Origin of the sequence: Nonomuraea sp. NPDC050663 (assembly GCF_044456985.1) — a bacterium.
Lineage (GTDB): Bacteria > Actinomycetota > Actinomycetes > Streptosporangiales > Streptosporangiaceae > Nonomuraea.
The window spans coordinates 1-21,569 of sequence record NZ_JBITGL010000003.1; the positions used below are offsets into that span (position 1 = coordinate 1).

Sequence of the window (21,569 nt, forward strand, 5' to 3'; positions counted from 1 at the left end):
GGCCGCACAGACAGCGGCCGCACAGACAGCGGCCGCACAGACAGCGGCCGCACAGACAGCGGCCGCACAGACAGCGGCCGCACAGACAGCGGCCGCACAGACAGCGGCCGAACAGACAGCTCGGCCGCACCAACCCGGCCCGGCCGCACCGACCGGCCTCGGCCCCACTGACCGGCCCCGGCTCCTCTGCGGGGCCGGGAAGCCCGCACCCCGCCACGGGTGCGGGCTTTCTCGCCGTCAGCCCGACTTCTCGCCCGCCCGCGTCGCGCCCAGGCTGGCCGCGATGATGCACCCGATCGCCGCCCAGTGCAGCAGGTCGAGGATCTCGCCCAGCACCACCAGCCCGATCATGGCCGCCGCCGCGGGCTCCAGGCTCATCAGCACCCCGAACACGTGCTTGGGCATCCGGCGCAGCGCCTTCAGCTCGAGCGAGTAGGGGATCACCGACGACAGCAGCCCCACGCCCAGGCCGATCAGCAGCAGCTCCGGCTGGAGCAGGTCGGCGCCGCCGGTCGTCACGCCCACCGGCGCGATGAACACCGCTGACACCACCATCGCGAACGTCAGCCCGGTCGTGCCGGGAAAGCGGCTGCCCGCCGCGGCCGACAGCAGGATGTAGGCCGCCCAGCACGCCCCCGCGACCAGGGCGAAGCCGATGCCGACCCAGCTGACCGACGCCGACTCCTGCCACGGCGCCATGAGCACGACGCCGATCGCGGCCAGGCTGACCCACAGCAGGTCGAGCCGCTTGCGTGACGCGGCCACCGCCACGCCCAGGGGGCCGAGGAACTCGATGGCCACGGCGATGCCCATCGGCAGGCGCGACAGGGCCTCGTAGAACGACAGGTTCATCAGGGCGAGCGTGCCGCCGAAGGTCAGCCCGATCGCCCAGTCGCGCCACGACAGGCCCTTGATCTTGGGCCGCGCCACCAGCAGCATGACCAGGGCGCCAGCGCCGATGCGCAGGAAGACCACCGCGCTCGGCGGCAGCACGGCGAACAGTTCCTTGGCGAAGGCGGCGCCCACCTGGACCGACAGGATCCCGAGCATCACCAGGCCCGACGGCGGGATGGCGTCGGCGGCGTGCCGGGCCAGCGAGCCCAGCCGCGGCAGGCGGGACTTGCCGTCGTCGAAGGGACGATCGAGGGCGTTGACGGTCACGGGGATCCTCACATGTCGGGCGGAGAGCTCCGAGCCTACTCAGCCGAGCCGACATTTCCGACGTCGGGTGACAGGGGGAGGAAGGTCCGCTCCGTCCCCGCGGCTACTCCCAGCGGAAGGTGCGCGAGGCCAGCCCCAGCGTCACGACGGTCCACGCCGCGAGCACGGCCAGCGGCCCGAGCGCGAGCCCCTGGCCCTCCATCAGCACCGCCCGCAGCCCGCCGGTCAGCGCCGAGATCGGCAGCAGCTCCAGCACCCTCTCCACCCCGCCGGGGAAGACCGACAGCGGGAAGACCACGCCGCCGCAGCCGAGCAGCACCAGGTAGACGAGGTTGGCCGCGGCCAGGGTCGCCTCCGCGCGCAGGACGCCCGCCATGAGCAGGCCCAGGCCGCTGAAGGCCGCGGTGCCCAGCAGGAGGTACGGCACGGCGGCCAGGAGCGAGCCGGCGGGCCGCCATCCCAGGGCCAGGGCGACACCGATGATCACGACGACCTGGAGCAGCTCGACGGCCAGGACGGCGAGGGTCTTGGCCAGCAGCAGCCCGGCGCGCGACAGGGGAGTGGCGCCCAGGCGCTTGAGCACGCCGTAGCGGCGCTCGAAGCCGGTGGCGATGGCCTGGCCGGTGAAGGCGGTGGACATGATGGCCAGCGCGAGCACGCCCGGGGTGAGGAAGTCGACCCGGCGCGACTGGCCGACGTCGACCAGGGGCGCCAGGGAGAAGCCGACCAGCAGCAGCACCGGGATGATCAGCGTGAGCAGCAGTTGCTCGCCGTTGCGCAGGATCGCCCGGATCTCGGCGCCCGCCTGCGCGGCCACCATCCGGCCGAGCGGCGCCGCGCCGGGGGCCGGGGTGAGGTCTAGGGCGGTCACGAGTCGCTCCTGGGATCGGATGCCTTGTCACGCCGGTCGAGTGCCCGGCGGCAGGCATGGAAGGCCGGCACGGCTCCTGTCACGCCGCTCCGCCGTACGGGGGTCATCGCAGCTCCCTGCCCGTCAGCTCCAGGAAGACGTCTTCCAGGGTGCGCCGCTCGATGCTGAGGTCGTCGGCTGTGACACCCTCGGCGGCGCACCAGGCGGTGACGGTCGCCAGCAGCTCGGGGTCGACCTGCCCCTCGATGATGTAGTGACCCGCCGGAGACTCCTTGGCCGCGCTGCCGGTGGGCAGGGCCGTCAGGAGCTCCTCCAGCGCCAGCCCGGGCCGGGCGCGGAAGCGGAGCTGGCGCTCGGCCCCGGTCAGCGACGCCGGGCTGCCCTCGGCGACGACGCGCCCGCGGTCGATGATGACGACGTGGTCGGCCAGCCGCTCGGCCTCGTCCATGTGGTGGGTGGTGAGCACGACGCCGACGCCTGCCGTACGCAGGTCGGCGACCAGGTCCCAGCACGCGTGGCGGGCCTGCGGGTCGAGCCCGGCGGTGGGCTCGTCGAGGAAGACCAGCTCGGGCCGGCCGATGACCGCGGCGGCGAGCGACAGGCGCTGCTGCTGGCCGCCGGACAGGCGGCGGTACGGCGTGCGCGCGTGGTCGGTCAGGCCCAGCCGGGCCATCAGGGCGCCGGGGTCGAGCGGGCGGGCGTAGAAGCGCGACACCAGCCGCAGCCACTCGCCGCAGCGCACCGCGGGCGGCACCCCTCCGGCCTGCAGCATCACGCCGACCCTGGCGCGCAGCGAGCCGTCGGAGGGCGGCAGGCCCAGCACGCGCACGGTGCCCGCGTCGGCCTCGCGGAACCCCTCGCAGATCTCGATCGTGGAGGTCTTGCCCGCGCCGTTGGGTCCGAGGATCGCGGTGACCGCGCCACGGGCCGCCGACAGGGTGAGCCCGTCGACCGCGGTGGCGCCGCCGTACCGTTTGACCAGATCGATGACCTCGACGGCTGGGGAGTCCATGGCCACGAGTTTAGGGACCCCGGGCGCCGGTCAGCGCCCCAGGAGCGCTTTGGCGGCGCAAAGCACGCCAGAAGGCGGATCGCCGGGCCTTCGACTGCGATGCGTGAAAGGCTGACTACGTCGAGAAGGAGGGGAAATGTCAGAGCGGCAATCGTACGAGCAGGGCGTGCCCTGCTGGGTGGATCTGTCGAGCACCGACGTCGAGGCCTCGCAGGCCTTCTACGGCGCGCTGTTCGGGTGGGCGGTGCGCGTCCACCCCGAACCCGAGGCGGGCGGCTACGCGGAGTTCTTCCTCGGCGACAAGGTCGTGGCCGGCATCGGGCCCGTCTTCTCCGAGGGCATGCCGTCGGTCTGGAACACCTACGTCGCCACCGACGACATCGCGGCCACCGCCGACCGGGTCAAGAACGCCGGCGGCCAGGTGGTCATGGAGCGCATGCAGATCTTCGACCAGGGCGCGATGGCGCTGTTCCAGGCGGCCGACGGCGCGTTCTTCTCCGTCTGGGAGGCCCAGGAGCACGTCGGGGCGCGGCTGGTCGACGAGCCGGGCGCCTACTGCTGGAACGAGCTCAACTCCCGTGACGTCGAGGCCGCGGGGCGCTTCTACGGCGACGTGTTCGGCTGGACGACCGACGTGACGACCACCGACGTGCCCGGCGTCGGGCCGTTCAGCTACCACACCTTCCTGCTCGGGCAGGACTCCGTCGCGGGCATGGTCACGATGCCGCCCAGCTACCCCGAAGAGGTGCCGAGCTTCTGGCTGCCGTTCTTCGCCGTGGCCGATCTGGACGACACGATCGCCCGTGCCCAGGAGCTGGGCGCGGCGGTCTACATCCCGCGCATGGACTCGCCGAAGGGGCCGTTCGGGCTCTTCCAGGACCCGCAAGGCGCCCATTCCTACGTCATCCAACTAAATGGGAATAAGGGATGACCGGATAGCTGTTAGCACTCCTCGGCCCTCGTCGGGGCCCTTTCAGGCCTGCGAGGGAAGAGGAGTGCGCGCATGTCCGTGGCAGTGGAGGCCCCCGCCCAACGGAGGGAACGCCGGGGACTGCTCCTGCTCATCCTGGGAGCGTTGTCGGCGATCGGCCCGCTGTCGATCGACATGTACCTCCCGGCGCTGCCGGCGATCACCCACGAGATGGCCACCGGGCCCGCGCAGGTCCAGCTCACCCTGACCGCCTGTCTCATCGGCGTCTCGCTCGGCCAGGTCATGGCCGGGCCGCTGAGCGACAGCCGCGGCCGGCGCCTGCCGCTGCTCGTCGGCGTCGGCGGCTACACGATCGCCTCCCTGCTGTGCGCCTTCGCCCCGAACGTCGGCTCGCTCATCGTCCTGCGCCTGCTGCAGGGCATCCTGGGCGGCGCCGCGCTGGTGATCGTGCGGGCCATCGTGCGCGACATGTACGACGGCGCCGCCATCGCGCGCATCTTCGCCAACCTGATGCTGGTCAGCGGCCTGGCCCCGATCCTGGCCCCGATCGCGGGCGCGCAGCTGCTGGAGTTCACCTCCTGGCGCGGCGTGTTCGTCGCCCTGAGCCTGGCCGGGCTGGTGCTGCTGGCCATGACCATCCCGGGCGTGCGCGAGACGCTGCCCGCCGAGGACCGCGCCGCGGGCGGCCTGCGCCCGACGGCGGTCACCTTCTGGAAGCTGCTGCGCGACCGCAGGTTCATGGCGCCGGCGCTCGCCTCCGGCCTGGGCTTCGCCGCCATGTTCGGCTACATCTCCGGCTCGCCGTTCGTGCTGCAGGAGATCTACGGCGTCTCGGCCGGCCAGTACGCCCTCATCTTCGGCGTCAACGCCCTGGCCCTGACCGTCATGGCCCAGGTCGGCGGACGCCTGGCCGGACGGGTCGATCCCGGCAAGCTCGTCATGGCCGGCCTGTTCGTCTGCCTCGGCGGCGGCGTCCTGGTGCTGGTGTCCGCGCTGGCGGGCCTGGGCCTGTGGGGCGTGCTGGCGGGACTGTTCCTGCTGCAGTCGGGCGCCGGACTGGTCATGCCCGGCGCGGGAGCCCTGGCCCTGGCCAGCCAGCCCGCGCAGATCGCCGGAAGCGCGAGCGCCCTGCTGGGCGTGCTGCAGTTCGCCCTCGGAGCGCTGGCCGCCCCGATGGTGGGTCTGGCGGGCGGTACGGCTGCCGCGATGGGGGTCGTGATCCTCGTCCTGATGGGTTGTGCTTTCGCCGCATTCACGCTGCTCAGAAGAGTTAGGTAAGCCTATCCTGCGTGAGAAATTCCATTCCCGGTTCGTTTGGTGACCGGGAAGGAATTACGGCACACTGATGTTGTGAAAAACATGCAGGGGATGGACTCGGGTACGCGTGCGCGCGTCGCCAGGCTCATTCTCGAGCATGGCCCCATCACGGCCGCGGCTCTCGGGGAGCGGCTCGGACTGACCCCAGCGGCGGTCCGTCGCCACCTCGACGCGCTGGAGGCCGAGGGGATGATCGAGCCTCGCACCATGCGACCGCGCGGGCAGCGCGGGCGCGGGCGACCGGCGAAACTGTTCGCCATCACCGATGCGGGGCGCAGCGCCTTCGAGCACGCCTACGACGACCTGGCCGGCAGCGCCCTGCGCTTCCTGGCCGAGCGTCTGGGCGAGGAGGCGGTGTCCGACTTCGCCCGTTCCCAGGTCAAGGGCCTGGTGGAGCGGCTGGAGCCGGTGATGAGCGCAGTGCCCGCAGACCGGCGCGTGCAGATGCTGGCCGAGGCGCTGTCGGCGGAGGGGTATGCGGCCAGCGCCACCAAGGCGAAGTCGGGCGGCGACCAGCTCTGCCAGCACCACTGCCCGGTCGCGCACGCAGCCGCGGAGTTCCCGCAGCTGTGCGAGGCCGAGACCGAAGCATTCGGGCAGCTGCTCGGCACTCCGGTGCAGCGGCTGGCCACCATCGCACACGGCGACGGGGTGTGCACCACGCACGTCAGCCCCGTACGGATAAAAGAGAGCAAGGAGACCGGAAGGTGACTGTCACCGACCGCCCGGAGCTTGAGGGCCTCGGGAATTACAAGTTCGGCTGGGCCGACTCCGACGAAGCCGGGGCCGCGGCCAAGCGTGGCCTGTCGGAGGAGGTCGTCCGCAACATCTCCGCGCTCAAGAACGAGCCGGAGTGGATGCTCGACCTCCGACTCAAGGGCCTGCGCCTGTTCGGCAAGAAGCCGCTGCCCACGTGGGGCTCCGACCTCACCGGCATCGACTTCGACAACATCAAGTACTTCGTGCGCTCCACCGAGAAGCAGGCCGCTTCCTGGGACGAGCTGCCCGAGGACATCAAGAACACCTACGACAAGCTCGGCATCCCCGAGGCGGAGAAGCAGCGCCTCATCGCCGGCGTCGCGGCTCAGTACGAGTCCGAGGTCGTCTACCACCAGATCCGCGAGGACCTGGAGGAGAAGGGTGTCATCTTCGTCGACACCGACACCGGCCTGCGCGAGCACGAGGAGCTCTTCAAGGAGTACTTCGGCTCGGTGATCCCGGTCGGCGACAACAAGTTCGCCGCGCTCAACACCGCGACCTGGTCCGGCGGCTCCTTCATCTACGTGCCGCCGAACACCCACATCGACATCCCGCTTCAGGCCTACTTCCGGATCAACACCGAGAACATGGGCCAGTTCGAGCGGACCCTGATCATCGTGGACGAGAACTCCTACGTCCACTACGTCGAGGGGTGCACCGCGCCGATCTACAGCTCCGACTCGCTGCACTCCGCGGTCGTCGAGATCGTCGTGAAGAAGGGCGCGCGCTGCCGCTACACGACCATCCAGAACTGGTCGAACAACGTCTACAACCTGGTCACCAAGCGCGCCGTCGCCTACGAGGGCGCCACCATGGAGTGGATCGACGGCAACATCGGCTCCAAGGTGACCATGAAGTACCCGGCCGTCTACCTCATGGGCGAGCACGCCAAGGGCGAGACCCTGTCGGTCGCCTTCGCCGGTGAGGGCCAGCACCAGGACGCCGGATCCAAGATGGTCCACCTGGCGCCCAACACCAGCTCCACCGTCATCTCCAAGTCCGTCGCCCGTGGTGGCGGCCGCACGTCCTACCGCGGTCTGGTCCAGATCGAGGAGGGCGCCCACGGCTCCGCCTCCACCGTCAAGTGCGACGCGCTCCTGGTCGACCAGATCAGCCGCTCCGACACCTACCCCTACGTCGACGTCCGCGAGGACGACGTCTCCATGGGTCACGAGGCCACGGTCTCCAAGGTCAGCGACGACCAGCTGTTCTACCTCATGAGCCGCGGCCTGGGCGAGGACGAGGCGATGGCGATGATCGTGCGCGGCTTCGTCGAGCCGATCGCCCGCGAACTGCCCATGGAATACGCGCTCGAGCTGAACCGCCTGATCGAGCTGCAGATGGAAGGAGCCGTCGGCTGATGGGCCTGAACGAGAAGCCCCTGTCGACCCTGCACGAGAAGTCTTCGTTCAACCTGGAAGACTTCGACGTCCCGAACGGCCGCGAGGAGAGCTGGCGCTTCACGCCGCTCTCCCGGCTGAAGGGCCTGCACAAGGGCACCGCCGCCGCCGGGCACATCACCGTGACGGTCGACGCCGCCCCCGAGGTGACCGTCGAGACCGTCGGCCGCGACGACGCCCGCCTGGGCCGGTCGTTCGAGCCCTCCGACCGGGTCAGCGCGCAGGCGTGGAACAGCTTCGAGAAGGCGACCGTCATCACGGTCCCGCGCGAGGCCGTCGCCTCCAAGCCGACCGTGGTCACCCTCACCGGCTCCGGTGAGGGCGCCGCCTTCGGCCACCTGCTGGTCAAGGTGGAGCCGATGGCCGAGGCCGTCCTCGTCCTGGAGCACGTCGGCTCGGCGGTCTACGCCGACAACGTCGAGTTCGTCGTCGGCGACGGCGCCACCCTGAAGGTCATCAGCCTCCAGGACTGGAACGACGACGCCGTCCACGTCTCTCAGCACCACGCCCAGCTCGCCAAGGACGCCACCTTCAAGAGCTTCGTGGTGACCCTGGGCGGCGACCTCGTACGGCTCTCGCCGAGCGTCACCTACACCGCCCCCGGCGGCGACGCCGACCTGTCGGGCGTCTACTTCGTCGACGCCGGCCAGCACCTGGAGCACCGCCTCCTGGTCGACCACTCGCAGCCCACCTGCAAGTCGAACGTCGACTACCGCGGCGCGCTGCAGGGCCAGGACGCCCACGCCGTCTGGATCGGCGACGTGATCATCCGGGTCGAGGCCGAGGGCACCGACACCTACGAGCTCAACCGCAACCTCATCCTGACCGACGGCGCCCGCGCCGACTCGGTACCCAACCTGGAGATCCTCACCGGCGAGGTCGCCGGCGCCGGCCACGCCAGCGCCTCCGGCCGCCTCGACGACGAGCACCTGTTCTACCTCCAGGCCCGCGGCATCCCCCACGACGAGGCCAAGCGCCTGGTCATCCGGGGCTTCCTCGGCCAGCTCATCGAGAAGATCGAGCTGGATGAGCTGCGCGAGCGCGTGTTCGCGAAGGTCGAGGCGGAGCTGGCGCGATGACGTTCGAGAAGGTCTGCCAGATCAGCGACATCGACGACGGCGGCGTCCTCGGGCTGGAAGTCGGAGAGACGCCCGTGGCGCTGGTCCGCAAGGGCGAGCAGGTCTTCGCCCTGCACGACGTCTGCTCCCACGCGGAGGTCAAGCTCAGCGAGGGCGAGGTCTACGACGGCACGCTCGAATGCTGGCTGCACGGCTCGTGCTTCGACATCGCCACCGGCAAGCCCACCGGCCCGCCCGCCACCAAGCCCGTTCCCGTCTACCAAGTCAAGATCGAGGGCGATGACGTTCTCGTCTCGCTTTCGAAGGAGTCATAGTGTCCACGCTTGAGATTCGTGACCTGCACGTCGCCGTCGAGGACAAGCAGATCCTGCGCGGTGTCGACCTGACCGTGCGCGCCGGTGAGACCCACGCCATCATGGGCCCCAACGGCTCCGGCAAGTCGACCCTGGCCTACGCCATCGCCGGCCACCCGAAGTACACCATCACCGGCGGCAGCGTCCTGCTCGACGGCGAGGACCTCCTCGAGATGTCGGTCGACGAGCGCGCCCGCGCCGGCCTGTTCCTGGCCATGCAGTACCCCGTCGAGGTCCCCGGCGTCAGCGTCTCCAACTTCCTGCGCTCGGCGGTCACCTCCGTGCGCGGCGAGGCGCCGAAGCTGCGCGAGTTCGCCAAGGACCTGAAGGCCGGCATGGACTCCCTGTCCATCGACCCCGCCTTCGCCCAGCGCAACCTCAACGAGGGCTTCTCCGGCGGCGAGAAGAAGCGCCACGAGATCCTCCAGCTCGAGCTGCTCAAGCCGAAGATCGCGGTGCTCGACGAGACCGACTCCGGCCTCGACGTCGACGCCCTGCGCGTCGTCTCCGAGGGCATCAACCGCTTCCGCGGAACGGGCGAGACCGGCGTGCTGCTGATCACCCACTACACCCGCATCCTGCGCTACGTGAAGCCGGACTTCGTCCACGTCTTCGCCGGTGGGCGCATCGTCGAGGAGGGTGGCCCCGAGCTCGCCGAGAAGCTGGAGGCCGAGGGCTACGCGGCCTACACCAAGGACGCCGCATGAGTTTCGACGTCGAGAGGATCAGGAAGGACTTCCCGGTCCTCTCACGTGAGCTGCCGGGCGGGCGCACGCTCGTCTACCTCGACTCGGGCAACTCCTCGCAGAAGCCCACCCCGGTCATCGAGACCATGCGCGAGCACCTGGCGATGCACTACAGCAACGTCGGGCGCGCGATGCACGTCCTGGGCAGCGAGTCGACCGAGGCCTACGAGGCGGCCCGCGACAAGATCGCCGCGTTCGTCGGCGCTCCGTCGCGCGACGAGGTGGTCTTCACCAAGAACGCCTCCGAGGCGCTCAACCTGCTGGCCTACAGCTTCGGCAACCGGTCCAACACCGATCCGCGCTTCACGCTCGGAGAGGGCGACGAGATCGTCATCTCCGAGATGGAGCACCACTCCAACATCGTGCCGTGGCAGATGCTCGCCCAGCGCACCGGCGCGACGCTGAAGTGGTTCGGGGTGACCGACGAGGGCCGCCTCGACCTGTCGGGCGACGTCATCACCGACCGCACGAAGATCGTCTCGGTCACGCATCAGTCGAACGTGCTCGGCACCGTCAACCCGGTGGCCGAGATCGTACGGCTGGCGCGGCAGGCCGGCGCGCTGGTGGCGCTCGACGCCTCGCAGTCCGTGCCGCACCACCCGGTCGACGTCGCCGCGCTCGGGGCCGACTTCGTGGCCTTCACCGGCCACAAGATGGTCGGGCCCTCCGGCATCGGCGTGTTGTGGGGCCGCCAGGAGCTGCTCGAGGCGATGCCCCCGTTCCTGGGCGGCGGCGAGATGATCGAGGCGGTCTGGATGGACCGCTCGACCTACGCGCCCGTCCCGCACAAGTTCGAGGCGGGCACGCCGCCGATCGTCGAGGCCATCGGCCTGGGCGCGGCGGTCGACTACCTGACCGGCGTCGGCATGCGGGCCATCGAGGCGCACGAGCGTGACCTGACGGCCTACGCCATGCAGGCCCTCCAGGAGATCTCCGGCCTCAGGGTCATCGGGCCGACCGATCTCGACGACCGTGGCGGAACCATCTCTTTCACCTTGGAAGGGATTCACCCCCACGACGTCGGGCAGATCCTGGACGACCAGTTCGGCATCGCCGTACGGGTCGGACACCACTGCGCCCGCCCGCTGCACCTGCGCTTCGGAATACCGGCGACCACGCGGGCGTCGTTCTACCTGTACAACACCACGGGCGAGATCGACGCCCTGGTGCGCGGCCTCCACCAAGTCCAGAAGGTGTTCGCCTGACATGATCACCGACTCCATGTACCAGGAACTGATCCTGGAGCACTACAAGCGCCCGCAGGGACGCGGGCTGCGCGAGCCGTACGAAGCCGAGGTTCACCACGTGAACCCGACCTGCGGCGATGAGATCACGCTCCGGGTGCACCTGGAGGGTGACAAGGTGGCCGACGTGTCGTACGAGGGGCAGGGCTGTTCGATCAGCCAGGCCGCCGCCTCGGTGCTGCACGAGCTGGCCAAGGGGTCCACGGTCACGGAGTCGCTGTCGGTCGTCGACGAGTTCACCCGCCTGATGCAGGGCAGGGGACAGATCGAGCCGGACGAGGACGTGCTGGGCGACGCGGTGGCCTTCGCCGGGGTGGCGAAGTTCCCCGCCCGCGTCAAGTGCGCCCTGTTGTCGTGGATGGCCTACAAGGATGCTGTTGTGAGGAGTTCTGCCGTATGAGCAAGCCTGTTGAGACCCCCACCGGCTACGACGGCGAGGCGACGCACGACGAGGTCATGGAGGCCCTGAAGGACGTCGTCGACCCCGAGCTCGGCATCAACGTGGTCGACCTCGGACTGATCTACGGCCTCAACCTCGACAAGGTCGAGGGCGCCGAGCGTCCGGTCGCCACCATCGACATGACGCTGACGAGCGCGGCCTGCCCGCTGACCGACGTCATCGAGGACCAGGCCCACTCCGCCCTGGAGGGCATGGTCTCCGATGTGAAGATCAACTGGGTGTGGCTGCCGCCGTGGGGCCCCGACAAGATTACCGACGAAGGACGCGACCAGTTGCGTATGCTAGGCTTCAACGTCTGATTCTTTCTGGTACGGCTGGCATTCGTCCCATGAATGCCGGCCGTTTCGGCGCGCACTCGGAATAATCCACCACCACGTGCGCGTTGACACCCACGTGTACCTGACGCACCAGTGATGTGCGTAATGCCGCCTGCGCCGGCTTCTCGGGTGCGCGTATGACGGGCCGCACGACAAGGCCCAGTCCCCACCCGACAGGGGCGTGCAGACACGCCCGCATGTAACCAGGCTCGTCCTTTCGCAGAAGTGACGTGCCGCTTATGAAAGGCACGATTACGTGACCATGCTCGACGCTGCCATGCCCGAAATCTCCGAAGACAACACCGTCTCGGAGTTCGAGCTGCTTGGCCTGCCCAAGCCGCTCGTCGCCGGCCTGGCCAGGCAGGGCATTGAGGCTCCCTTCCCGATCCAGAGCGCCACCATCCCCGACGTCCTCGCCGGCAACGACGTGCTCGGCCGAGGCCAGACCGGCTCCGGCAAGACGCTCGCCTTCGGGCTGCCCACGATGGCCCGCATCGCCGGCCGCCGTCCCAACCCCGGCGCGCCCCGCGCCATGATCCTGGTCCCCACCCGCGAGCTGGCCCTGCAGGTCCACGACGCCATCGAGCCCCTGGGCCGCGGCCTGGGCCTGCGCATGAAGGTCATCGTCGGCGGCATGTCCATGGGCAAGCAGATCGAGGCGCTGCGCCGCGGCGTCGACATCGTCGTGGCCACCCCCGGCCGCCTGGGCGACCTCATCCGCCAGGGGGAGTGCTCGCTCGACGAGATCGAGGTCAGCGTCCTGGACGAGGCCGACCACATGTGTGACCTCGGCTTCTTCCCGGTCGTCACCGAGCTGCTCGCGCAGACCCCGGCCGACGGCCAGCGCCTGCTGTTCTCCGCCACGCTCGACGGCGACGTCGACAAGCTGGTGCAGCGCTTCCTGAAGAACCCGATCACCCACTCCGTCGCCCCGGCCACCTCCCCGGTGGACACGATGGAGCACCACCTCATGCAGGTCTCGCGCGACGACAAGTTCGACATCGCCGCCGAGATCGCCAACCGTGAGGGCAAGACGATCATCTTCGTCCGCACCCAGCACGGCGTCGACCGGCTGTGCAAGCAGTTCGCCCGCGTCGGCGTGAAGGCCGGCGGCCTGCACGGCGGCAAGCGCCAGAACCAGCGCACCCGCATCCTGGCCGAGTTCCGCGAGGGCGTCATCGACGTGCTCGTCTGCACCGACGTCGCCGCCCGCGGCATCCACGTCGACAACATCTCGCTGGTGCTGCACGTCGACCCGCCGCAGGACCACAAGAGCTACCTGCACCGCGGTGGCCGTACGGCACGCGCCGGCGAGAAGGGCACCGTGGTCACCCTCGTGCTGCCCAACGAGCGCCGCTCCACCGACGCCCTCACCCGCAGGGCCGGCATCAAGCCGTTCAAGCTGAGGGCCGAGATCGGGCACCCGCGCGTGGCCGAGGTCACCGGCGCCCGCACCCCGAGCGGCGAGTCCATCCCGGTGTGGGAGCCCGACGTGCGCAAGCCGCTGCGCCCGCGCCGCGAGGGCTCGTTCGGCGACCGCGGACCGCGTCGTGGCCGTCGTGAGTTCGACGGCGAGCGCCGCCCGCGCCGCCACGAGGGCCAGGGCGACGAGCGTCGCCCGCGCCGCTTCGACGGCGAGGACCGGCCGCGTCGTTTCGACAACGACCGTCCGCGCCGTTTCGACGGCGACCGTCCCCGCTCGTTCGAGGGCGACCGCCCGCGTTCGTCCGAGGGTGAGCGTCCCCGTTCGTTCGACAACGACCGTCCCCGTTCGTTCGACAACGACCGTCCGCGTCGTTTCGACGGCGACCGCCCCCGTTCCTTCGAGGGTGAGCGTCCCCGTTCGTTCGACAACGACCGTCCGCGTCGCTTCGACAACGACCGTCCCCGCACCACCGACGGCGGCCGTCCGCGTCGTTTCGACGGTGACCGCCCCCGCTCGTTCGAGGGCGACCGCCCGCGTTCGTCCGAGGGTGAGCGTCCCCGTTCGTTCGACGGCGACCGTCCGCGTCGCTTCGAGGGCGACCGCCCGCGTCGCTTCGACGGCGAGCGTCCGCGCACGTTCGGCGAGGACCGCCGCGCCGGTGGCTTCCGCCCCGGCGGCGACCGTGGCCGCCCGTTCTCGGCCGAGGGCGGCTCCCGCTCCGGCGGCGGCCACCGTTCGGGCGGCTTCCGCTCCGAGGGCGACCGCGGCCGTCCCTTCTCGGCCGACGGCCGCCGCTTCGAGCGCCGCGACGGCGACCGCCCGTTCCGCGGCAACGACCGCGGCGACCGTTACGGCCGCTGACCCAGGGAACGAGTAGGACCCGCGAGGCGGGACAGGCGATGCGCCTGTCCCGCCTCGCGGCGTTTCAGGCGGTCAGGCAATCGCCGGGCAGGTACACGTACCAGTCGCCGGTCACCTCGAAGAAGGTGAGCGTGACCTTCACCCACACCTGATAGTGGTCGAAGGAGACGACCAACCCGCCCGCCTGGAGCACGGAGGCGAGGTCGGGCGGAGCCATGTGCTCCTGCGAGCTCAGATCCGGCGACACGTAGACCGAAGCCACCCCGGACGGCAACGCGCCCCGCAGCTTCACCTTCCCCCCGACGGTGAACTTCTTGGACGGGTCCACCGCGTCGAAGCCGTACTCGAAGTAGTCGGCCGCCGTGAACGGGGTGGACAGTTCGCCGGCGTGCACCACCGCCTCGCTGGGCGGTCCCGGCCCACCCATGGCGTAGAGGACGAGGAGCTCGAGCTGCTGGTCGCGGCGCCTCCGCATGATCCAGGTCTTGGCCTGCGGGGAGTGCGCAGCGGGCCGGAACTCCGGGGTGTGGTCGCGCTTCTTCGACTGGCCGCACAGTTGCGTGTAGACATCCTTCAGATGCCGCCCCCAGCTCTCCAGCCAGTCAGGGTGCTTCGGAATCGTGCAGCGCGCGTCTGCCGCGATGAGGCGGTCGACGAGCGCCGCGACTGCGTCCTCCGGGGTGGCCTCCGCGATCGCCTGTGCCGTCCCGGCCACCAGGGCGATGCTCTGCTGCCAGGCGTGGTCGAAGTCGCGGACGTGCTCACCCTCGAATGCCCGCAGTTGTCCGGCGATGCGTGGGGTGATGGCCAGCTTGATCTCGTACGAACGGTAGTCGTGGGTCCAGTCGTTCAGCTCTCCGCCCACCTCCGCGACGGGGACGATGGTTTTGACCCCGGCGACCGTCATCTCCCACTTGTCGACCACGCGCCTGCCGGTGCCGATCTTCTCCCGGCCTTCGCGCAGCCCGTACGAGACGTGCAGCGCGTCGGAGTAGGGCGGGCTCACCTCCAGCCGGAACCCATGAGAGCCCGACGGGGTGGAGACGGGGAGGAGCGAGACCGTGAAGCCGCTCCACTCGTTGCTGTTGCCGAGCACCCTGGGGAATGCGCCGGCCAGCTTCCTCCGCAGGGTCTCGGCGTCCACGGCTTGGTAGGACGGCGGATAGGACGCGGGCGCGCCCGCGAGCGCGCTCTCCTGGAGGGCGGCGTCCGTCAGGGGAGTGCTCGGCGTCGCCTCGTCGGTCTCGGCCTCCCCGGCCAGCGCCGCCTCCGCGAGGGCCTCGGGCAGGGTCTCGCTCATTCGCTCACCGGCAGGCCTTGCCGCCCGTCCAGGATCGAACCCGCCTGGCCGATCTGGTTGACCACCGGCACGCGCGGGAACATGTGCTCGAACAGCTCGCCCCGCTTCACGTCCCCGTCCCTGATGATCTGCAGCGCCAGGTTGACCCGCTCCGCCTCCAGCTCCCGCAGCGCGTTCTCCACCTTCCGGTTGCGCACCGCCTCCTGCTGCAGCCCCTTGGAGTAGTCGTCGAGCCCGTCGCCCCGCCCGATGAAGGTGTCGACGAGGACGCCGTCGGTGCGCATGACGTGCGAGTCGGCCGAGACGATCACGCCGGGCACCTGGAGGACGAGCCCCGAGCCCGCGACGTCGTAGGACGACTGCCTGGCCGGGTTGATGCGCAGGTAGCCGGCTCCGGCCGTCTTGCTGGGCGGGGCGACCTGCTGGAGGAGGTCCGTCACCGGATCCTCCCGGTAGTCCATGATCGTCGAGAGCTGCCGCACGAGCCCGGACCGCACCTCGTCGTGGCGTTCCGGCTTGACGAAGGTGGTCAGCAGGCGCTGCAGGTCGGACAGCGGCACCTCGAAGCGGGACTCGGCGTAGCCGTTGAAGAAGGCGACGCGCACGTCGACCAGGTGCAGCAGGGTGATGTACTCCTGGTTCATCTGACGGAAGACGAAGTTGAGCGTGCGGCTGACGTTGATGTTGGTCAGGTCGCGCTCGATGGCCTGCTCCTCGCCCGCCTCCAGTTTGACGTCGAGGCTGGTGTCGACCTGGACGTCGCGCTTGGTGGAGGCGCGGGCGGCGTTGTGCGAGACCGCGTTGGACACGCCCTTGGCGAACTCCTCGCGGGCGATGGAGGACGACCCGCTCACCCCGCCCGAGGCCGACGCGCTGGCCTTGCCCCAGCCCCAGGTGGCGCTGGCCTCGGCCTCGGCTTCCGCGTGGTACTCGAAGGTCTCGGTCGAGTCGTACTTGCTGGAGCGTTCCGCGATGACCGAGCGCTCGAACTCGCTCTCGGTCTCATCGCTGGTCGAGTCGATGATCGAGGTGGCCTGCAGCAGGCTCTGGGCGCTGCGCTTGTAGGTGCTCACGCGGATGCGGGTGCGCTCTCCTGGCAGCAGCGAGAAGGTCTTGATCGTACGGCCGGCGCCGTACCGTGCCGGGAAGGACGACAGCCGGTAGTACTCCACCAGCAGGATCCTGGGCACCGGGTCCTTGGGGGCCGGGATGAAGCGATAGGTGTAGCGTCCGCCGGCCGAGCGGTAGATCGTCAGCCGGTAGCCGTTCTGCAGCTGCTCGACGACAGTCTCGAGCTGCAGGTCGGCGATGGCGTTACGGGCGTTGACCCGGCTGAACTCGTCGAGACCCACCCCGACGTTGGGGAAGACGCGCTGGTCGAAGTAGCCGGTCGTCCGGGCGGTCTGGAAGGCCGCGGTGATGCGCTCGGTGGTCATGTCGGCCTGGTCGGCGCGGTCGGGCGTCTGGGAGCCGATCAGCGGCGCCTCCTCCCCGATGACGGGCGGGCCGTTCGACGGTTCCGTGGGCGGGGCCGAGCGGGCGTGCTGCCCGCCGGGCTCGACGAAGTAGGCGAGCGGGAAGTCCAGCTCGACGATGTGCCGGCCGCGGTAGGAGGTCGGCTCCGGCACGTTGTAGCTGAGGATCACCGGCGAGCCCGACGGGTCGAGCTGGACCAGCGGCCCGCCCTGCCCGCCGAACGGGGTGCTGTTGGCCGCCCAGGTGAAGTGCACGAACTGCTGCGACAGCTCCCGCAGCCCGGTGGGGAAGGTCAGCGGGATGACGACGTCGTCGACGCCGCTGCCCTCGTAGTTGAGCCGGAAGGTCATCGTGTCGCCGGTGAAGCCGCCCAGCGAGAGGACGTCGGAGTCGGTGGTGCCGTTGCGGGTGGTCATGTGCCAGACGATCCGCTCGCCGTCGAACACCGTGCAGGTGAACAGGCGTGCGTCGTGCGGGAGTGTGGTGACTCTGTACTGGAACGAGTTCGGCGGGATCCCGCCGTTCTGACTGACGAAGTACGTGACGAACAGCCCGTGCCCCTCTTGCGCCATTTCTGGAACGCTCCAATTTCTCGGGCGGGCCCCCTTGCGGCCAGACTGTAGGGGGTGGCCGGGGCCCGGGTCGAGCCGCTGTCACAGATTGGACAGCGGCCCTACCCGGAGGGCTTCAGGAGCAATGACCCCCGTTCAGCGTGAACACCTCGGGCGCCGGGTTCGGCCCGTCGGCCTGGGTGCCCAGGAAGCCGAGCGTCACCGACTGGCCGGGAGCGATGCGGGCGTTCCAGGGCAGGCTCTTGGCCGTGACCACGGAGCCCTCCTGCCGCACCGCGGCGTTCCAGGCGCGCCGCACCTCCTGGCCGCCGAGGAACCACCACTGCAGGGTCCAGCCGTTGATGGCCTTGGACCCGGTGTTCTTGACGGTGACCTGCGCGTTGAAGCCGTCGGGCCAGCTGCCGTGCACGGTGTAGGAGATCGCGCACGACGAGCTCGGCCGGCGGTCGGCCAGGAACGAGGAGATCCAGGCCAGTGGCGAGTTCCAGTTGATGGTCAGCTCGTTGGTCGACCAGGACTCGATGTCGTCGATGTAGCAGAACTGCGGCTTGCAGCCGCGCAGCAGCCGCTGTGCGACCGGGTCCTGGATGGCGGAGTTGGGCCCGCCTGACAGGGTGCCGCGCGGCGGGTTGGGCAGCGACGGGTCGAGCTGGCGGGCGTACCAGCGGCTGTGCTGGTTTTTGGAGGCCACCTCGCCGTACCCGGTCACGTACGACTGGTTGAGCGCGTTGCGACCGAGGATGTAGTCCATGCCCTCGCGCACCCCGGCGCGATACTTCTCCTGGCCGCTGAGGTCGTGGGCGACCGCCATGACGACCATGTTGTTGAGGACGAGGTTGTTGGAGCCCCAGTCGTAGTCGGGCGGGCCGTACGGCAGGCCGTACGCCTGGCCGCGCATGACGGCGAGGTACTTGTCGGCGCCGGCGAGCACGGACTGGCGCACCCTGGCCCGGTCGGGCAGGGCGTTGGGCACGGCGGCGAGCTGGAGCCGGCCGAGCTGGGCGGTGTTGCCCCAGTCGAAGCCGCGCTCGCGCCAGATGTCGGCGGTGTGGTGAGGTGAGGCCTGCACGGCCTCGCGGTAGGCACGCTTGCCGGTGGTGATGAACAGTTCGGCGGCGGCCCAGTAGAACTCGTCGCTGACGTCGGCGTCGGCGTAGCTGCCGCCGCCCACGCCGTCGTCGGGGGAGGCGTACACGGCGGGATTGCGGCGGGCGGCCTGCCAGGCGCGTTCGGCCGCCCCGAGGGCGCGCTTGGCGAAGGCCGCGTCGTAGGGGGCGTAGAGCCGGGCGGCCTGCGCGGCGGTGGCGGCCAGGTTCAGGGTCGCGGCGGTGGAGACGGGGTGCAGCTCGCGGCGCTGCGGGTCGAGGTGGGGGAGCAGGGGCAGTCCCGTCCAGGCCGCGTCGTGGATCTTGTGATGCACCATGCCGTCGTCACGCTGCATCTTCAGCAGGAAGTCCATCTCCCAGCGGGCCTCGTCGAGGACGTCGGGAACGGAGTTGCCGCTCTCGGGGATGGCCAGCTGGCCGTCGGGGAAGGCGGTCTTGTCGCGTTCGTAGGCCGCCATCAGCTGGTGCACCGAGATGCCGCCGTTGACGACGTACTTGCCGTGGTCGCCCGCGTCGTACCAGCCGCCGCTGACGTCGAGGCTGTAGTCGCACACGCCCTCCTGGCACGGCACCTGCCTGTCGCCCTGGTTGGGGGCGACCTGCGTGTGCCCGGCGGGCCTGCCGTACCCGGGGCGCAGCGAGTCGAGGATCTCGATGCCGCTGCGCTGGGTGTAGTAGAACTTCAGCGCGTCCACGCGCATCTGGTCGTAGAGGTCGGCGGCGATGTCGAAGGGGCGGCTGGTCTGGCCGTCGGCGACGAGCGTGAAGCCCTCGCCGCGCCCGCGGTAGGAGCCGAAGTCGATGGTGTGGACGTTCTGCCCGGAGCTGGCGTCGACACCGCGCGGCGTGCTGGTGCCGGTGGCCGCCTCGGCGCCGGCGGAGTCGAGCAGCCGCCAGCTCACCGCCTCGGTCGCCTCGGTGACCAGGGTGGCGTTCTTGGGGCCTTCCGGCAGGTAGCCGACCATGTTGACGCGCACGCGCGGTCCGGTGTCGGGCTCGTAGACGTCCGGCGGCGCGCCGCCCTTCAGCGAGACGTTGTCCAAGCAGAACCTCCAGGGTTCGGCGCTGCCGCCCAGCTGGAAGGCCACCTGGGCGTTGGGGAGCGAGGTCGGGGCGGTGAAGGTGAAGGAGTAGTCGTTGCCGGAGACGCTGAGCTCGGGCGAGGCCGACAGGTACTGCGTCCACGGGTCGACGGGCAGCTGGATCAGCGCGCGGGCGACCTTGGGCGTGCTGGAGGAGGCGAAGAAGCGGTAGGCGTAGCTCTCGCCCCCGACCAGGGCCAGGTCGTTCTGGCCGATGATGACGTCCCAGGGGTTGGCCGTGCCGCCGGGGATGTCGGCGCACAGCCGGCCGTCGACGATCTGGGCGGTGACGTTGCCGGTGTGCCACCACGGCGGGAGGCCGGCGTCGAAGGAGCCGTTCACGATCTGTTCCGGAGGCTCGTCCGCGGCCGCGGCGGGGGCGGGGACGAGCGTGGCTAACAGCAGGGCGGCGACCGTGAGCAGGGTACGTGTCATGGTGACCTCTCGGGGTGGTTGGGAGCGCTCCCATCTTCGGTCCCTCACCAGGGGCCGTCAATGGCGGTGAAAAGTTCAGACGTCGTCGTCGCTGGGCTCCGGATCGTGGACCTCGATCACGAGACTCCTCTCATCGAGAGCAACTCCTCCTCGATCTCAGCCAGGAACTCCCGGGCCTGCGCCCCGTCCAGGTACCGCTCGTCCACGCTGAGCTTGCACACCAGACGGGGCGCGAGCTCGTAGACCGTGAGCGTGAGCGGGGTGTCCTCGGGGCCGGTCGAGGTCTCCAGGCGGGGGCCGGGGCCGGGGCCCGCTCCGGGGTAGCCGCTGATGTTGTTGATCACCACGTCGCGGTGCCGGACGATGCCCAGCTCCGCGATCGTGCGTTTGAGCCTTTCGTGGTCGTACCTGCCTCGCCGGTAGGCACGAAGGGCCGAGCCGTGCAGGATCCTGGAGGTCTGGGTGAGGCAGGCGCCCGGCGGGAGGCGATAGCCGACCAGCGTTTCCTGGGAGATCGTCCCGATGTAGTGGGCGGTCTCCGGCTGCTGGCGGTTGGCGCACAACACGTGCATGACACCCTCCGCGCTGCCGTACCTGCGGTCGATGGCACGCGCGAGCGCGGCGAGCAGGACCGACGACGGAGCGCACGGTGCACGGCGGGCCAGGACGTCGCCCGCCCCCGGCGAGCGCAGGATCACGTGGTGATGCCCCCGATAGGGGGAGTCGTCGCGCGGCGGCAGGGCCCTGGCCGGGTGGCGGCCGAGCACGGTGACCCAGTGGTCGATCGCCGCGTCGAGCTGCCGGCGCGCCCGCGGTGACTGCTCGGCGACGGCCAGGTCCACTGGCTGGACGGCGGGCGGTGGCGCCGCCCGCTCACCGGCCAGCGCGCCCGCCAGCTCGCGCCGCAGCAGCACGGCCGCCGCCCAGTCGGCGGCGATGTGCGACAGGTGCAGGACGAGCAGGTACGGCCGGTTGCGGCGGGTCAGGATCGTGACGCGCACGGGGTACTCGTCCGCCAGGCCGAACGGCCGGTCCTGCGCCGTGGCCAGAGCGAGCTCCTCCTGCGTCACGGCCTCGACGAGAGCTGCCCGCAGCTCGCCGCGGCCGGCGACCTGCTGTGTCCCCTGCTCGGGCAGATGGGTGGAGCGCAGCGATTCGTGCCTGGTCAGCGTGGCCGACAATGCGTGGCTCAGGGCGGGCAGCCCAGCCCTGGTCCAGATCCGCAGGGTGAGGACGTCCGCGGCTCCGAGTGAGTCCTTGCCGACCCAGTCCAGCACGTTGCGCTGACCGACGGTCTGGGGCCAGGCCCCCGCGCGGGGGCCGCTGAAGGGGATCGCGAGCGTCACCGCGGATCCTCGGCGATCCCCGCCGGGTGGCGGATGGGGAGGAGCTCGGGGTCCTCCGATGCGGGCAGGGCGGGTGGAGTGTTCCTGGTCATGGGCACCCTTGGGAGGACGGCATATTGGGAGCGCTCCCACACAACGTAGGAAGGGCGTCGGCGACTGTCAACAGAGAAGTAACACGTAACGGCACGTTTGCTGGCGAAGTGTCACCCCTGTTTACCTGCGGGTCGATAGTTTCCGACAATTATCCACGTTGAGTAACGGCCGCAATTCCATCCGTGAAACACGTCTTGACGCCGGCCGAAGGCCAAACCTAGC

Annotated in this window: 18 protein-coding genes; 11 read left to right on the top strand and 7 right to left on the bottom strand. The window is 70.2% G+C overall.

The genetic code is table 11. The features are described 5' to 3' along the window. Positions 1-237: 237 nt before the first annotated feature. The 3 genes from ACIBH1_RS09115 to ACIBH1_RS09125 all read right to left on the bottom strand — a co-directional run bounded on the left by ACIBH1_RS09115 (position 238) and on the right by ACIBH1_RS09125 (position 3,044). Complete coding sequence (locus tag ACIBH1_RS09115; RefSeq protein ID WP_397313113.1) at positions 238-1,161, bottom strand: EamA family transporter; 924 nt, start codon at positions 1,159-1,161, stop codon at positions 238-240. A gap of 103 nt (positions 1,162-1,264) precedes the next feature. Further along, positions 1,265-1,981: an ABC transporter permease gene (locus ACIBH1_RS09120; RefSeq protein ID WP_397313918.1), complete on the bottom strand. Its 717-nt coding sequence runs from the start codon at positions 1,979-1,981 to the stop codon at positions 1,265-1,267. Positions 1,982-2,135: 154 nt separating this feature from the next. Continuing rightward, positions 2,136-3,044, bottom strand: coding sequence for an ABC transporter ATP-binding protein (locus ACIBH1_RS09125; protein ID WP_397313115.1), 909 nt, complete (start codon positions 3,042-3,044; stop codon positions 2,136-2,138). Positions 3,045-3,180: 136 nt separating this feature from the next. Here ACIBH1_RS09125 and ACIBH1_RS09130 point away from each other — a divergent pair, with 136 nt between their 5' ends. The 11 genes from ACIBH1_RS09130 to ACIBH1_RS09180 all read left to right on the top strand — a co-directional run bounded on the left by ACIBH1_RS09130 (position 3,181) and on the right by ACIBH1_RS09180 (position 13,937). Next, positions 3,181-3,975: a VOC family protein gene (locus tag ACIBH1_RS09130; protein WP_397313116.1), complete on the top strand. Its 795-nt coding sequence runs from the start codon at positions 3,181-3,183 to the stop codon at positions 3,973-3,975. Positions 3,976-4,047: 72 nt separating this feature from the next. Beyond that, on the top strand, positions 4,048-5,253 hold the full coding sequence (locus ACIBH1_RS09135; RefSeq protein WP_397313117.1) for a multidrug effflux MFS transporter: 1,206 nt from the start codon (positions 4,048-4,050) through the stop codon (positions 5,251-5,253). Between the two features lie 81 nt (positions 5,254-5,334). Beyond that, positions 5,335-6,003, top strand: coding sequence for a helix-turn-helix transcriptional regulator (locus ACIBH1_RS09140; protein WP_397313919.1), 669 nt, complete (start codon positions 5,335-5,337; stop codon positions 6,001-6,003). Continuing rightward, positions 6,000-7,412, top strand: coding sequence for a Fe-S cluster assembly protein SufB (sufB, locus tag ACIBH1_RS09145; RefSeq protein WP_397313118.1), 1,413 nt, complete (start codon positions 6,000-6,002; stop codon positions 7,410-7,412). Before ACIBH1_RS09140 ends, sufB begins: the two co-directional genes overlap by 4 nt. Further along, positions 7,412-8,530 carry a Fe-S cluster assembly protein SufD gene (gene sufD, locus ACIBH1_RS09150; protein ID WP_397313119.1) on the top strand — a complete coding sequence of 373 codons (1,119 nt, stop codon included), beginning with the start codon at positions 7,412-7,414 and terminating at the stop codon, positions 8,528-8,530. Before sufB ends, sufD begins: the two co-directional genes overlap by 1 nt. After that, positions 8,527-8,844: a non-heme iron oxygenase ferredoxin subunit gene (locus tag ACIBH1_RS09155; RefSeq protein ID WP_397313120.1), complete on the top strand. Its 318-nt coding sequence runs from the start codon at positions 8,527-8,529 to the stop codon at positions 8,842-8,844. The genes sufD and ACIBH1_RS09155 overlap by 4 nt, the downstream gene beginning before the upstream one ends. Beyond that, positions 8,844-9,590, top strand: coding sequence for a Fe-S cluster assembly ATPase SufC (gene sufC, locus ACIBH1_RS09160; protein WP_397313121.1), 747 nt, complete (start codon positions 8,844-8,846; stop codon positions 9,588-9,590). The genes ACIBH1_RS09155 and sufC overlap by 1 nt, the downstream gene beginning before the upstream one ends. Further along, positions 9,587-10,834 (top strand): cysteine desulfurase, encoded by a 1,248-nt coding sequence (locus ACIBH1_RS09165; protein WP_397313122.1) that lies wholly within the window; start codon positions 9,587-9,589, stop codon positions 10,832-10,834. Before sufC ends, ACIBH1_RS09165 begins: the two co-directional genes overlap by 4 nt. Before the next feature lies 1 nt (position 10,835). Next, the gene (gene sufU / locus ACIBH1_RS09170) at positions 10,836-11,273 is read left to right on the top strand and encodes a Fe-S cluster assembly sulfur transfer protein SufU (RefSeq protein WP_397313123.1); all 438 of its coding nucleotides are present in this window, start codon (positions 10,836-10,838) and stop codon (positions 11,271-11,273) included. Continuing rightward, the gene (locus tag ACIBH1_RS09175) at positions 11,270-11,632 is read left to right on the top strand and encodes a metal-sulfur cluster assembly factor (RefSeq protein ID WP_181614749.1); all 363 of its coding nucleotides are present in this window, start codon (positions 11,270-11,272) and stop codon (positions 11,630-11,632) included. The genes sufU and ACIBH1_RS09175 overlap by 4 nt, the downstream gene beginning before the upstream one ends. 295 nt (positions 11,633-11,927) lie before the next feature. After that, a complete protein-coding gene (locus ACIBH1_RS09180) occupies positions 11,928-13,937 on the top strand; it encodes a DEAD/DEAH box helicase (RefSeq protein ID WP_397313124.1) in 2,010 nt (669 codons plus the stop codon). A 64-nt stretch (positions 13,938-14,001) separates the two neighbouring features. Here ACIBH1_RS09180 and ACIBH1_RS09185 read toward each other — a convergent pair whose 3' ends face one another. The 4 genes from ACIBH1_RS09185 to ACIBH1_RS09200 all read right to left on the bottom strand — a co-directional run bounded on the left by ACIBH1_RS09185 (position 14,002) and on the right by ACIBH1_RS09200 (position 21,254). Beyond that, positions 14,002-15,237: a hypothetical protein gene (locus ACIBH1_RS09185; RefSeq protein WP_397313125.1), complete on the bottom strand. Its 1,236-nt coding sequence runs from the start codon at positions 15,235-15,237 to the stop codon at positions 14,002-14,004. After that, entirely contained in the window at positions 15,234-17,285 is a 2,052-nt protein-coding gene (locus ACIBH1_RS09190) for a hypothetical protein (protein ID WP_397313127.1), read from the bottom strand. The genes ACIBH1_RS09185 and ACIBH1_RS09190 overlap by 4 nt, the downstream gene beginning before the upstream one ends. Before the next feature lie 115 nt (positions 17,286-17,400). Further along, on the bottom strand, positions 17,401-19,908 hold the full coding sequence (locus tag ACIBH1_RS09195) for a glycoside hydrolase family 9 protein (RefSeq protein ID WP_397313128.1): 2,508 nt from the start codon (positions 19,906-19,908) through the stop codon (positions 17,401-17,403). Between the two features lie 116 nt (positions 19,909-20,024). Further along, on the bottom strand, positions 20,025-21,254 hold the full coding sequence (locus ACIBH1_RS09200; protein WP_397313129.1) for a condensation domain-containing protein: 1,230 nt from the start codon (positions 21,252-21,254) through the stop codon (positions 20,025-20,027). Positions 21,255-21,569 lie beyond the last annotated feature (315 nt).

Coding starts and splice junctions, on each gene's coding strand:
- sufD (WP_397313119.1), top strand. CDS start 7,412: ATGGGCCTGAACGAGAAGCCCCTGTCGACCCTGCACGAGAAGTCTTCG.
- ACIBH1_RS09175 (WP_181614749.1), top strand. CDS start 11,270: ATGAGCAAGCCTGTTGAGACCCCCACCGGCTACGACGGCGAGGCGACG.
- ACIBH1_RS09155 (WP_397313120.1), top strand. CDS start 8,527: ATGACGTTCGAGAAGGTCTGCCAGATCAGCGACATCGACGACGGCGGC.
- ACIBH1_RS09180 (WP_397313124.1), top strand. CDS start 11,928: ATGCCCGAAATCTCCGAAGACAACACCGTCTCGGAGTTCGAGCTGCTT.
- ACIBH1_RS09185 (WP_397313125.1), bottom strand. CDS start 15,237: ATGAGCGAGACCCTGCCCGAGGCCCTCGCGGAGGCGGCGCTGGCCGGG.
- sufU (WP_397313123.1), top strand. CDS start 10,836: ATGATCACCGACTCCATGTACCAGGAACTGATCCTGGAGCACTACAAG.
- ACIBH1_RS09125 (WP_397313115.1), bottom strand. CDS start 3,044: ATGGACTCCCCAGCCGTCGAGGTCATCGATCTGGTCAAACGGTACGGC.
- ACIBH1_RS09190 (WP_397313127.1), bottom strand. CDS start 17,285: ATGGCGCAAGAGGGGCACGGGCTGTTCGTCACGTACTTCGTCAGTCAG.
- ACIBH1_RS09165 (WP_397313122.1), top strand. CDS start 9,587: ATGAGTTTCGACGTCGAGAGGATCAGGAAGGACTTCCCGGTCCTCTCA.
- ACIBH1_RS09130 (WP_397313116.1), top strand. CDS start 3,181: ATGTCAGAGCGGCAATCGTACGAGCAGGGCGTGCCCTGCTGGGTGGAT.
- ACIBH1_RS09135 (WP_397313117.1), top strand. CDS start 4,048: ATGTCCGTGGCAGTGGAGGCCCCCGCCCAACGGAGGGAACGCCGGGGA.
- ACIBH1_RS09195 (WP_397313128.1), bottom strand. CDS start 19,908: ATGACACGTACCCTGCTCACGGTCGCCGCCCTGCTGTTAGCCACGCTC.
- ACIBH1_RS09140 (WP_397313919.1), top strand. CDS start 5,335: ATGCAGGGGATGGACTCGGGTACGCGTGCGCGCGTCGCCAGGCTCATT.
- ACIBH1_RS09120 (WP_397313918.1), bottom strand. CDS start 1,981: ATGGTGGCCGCGCAGGCGGGCGCCGAGATCCGGGCGATCCTGCGCAAC.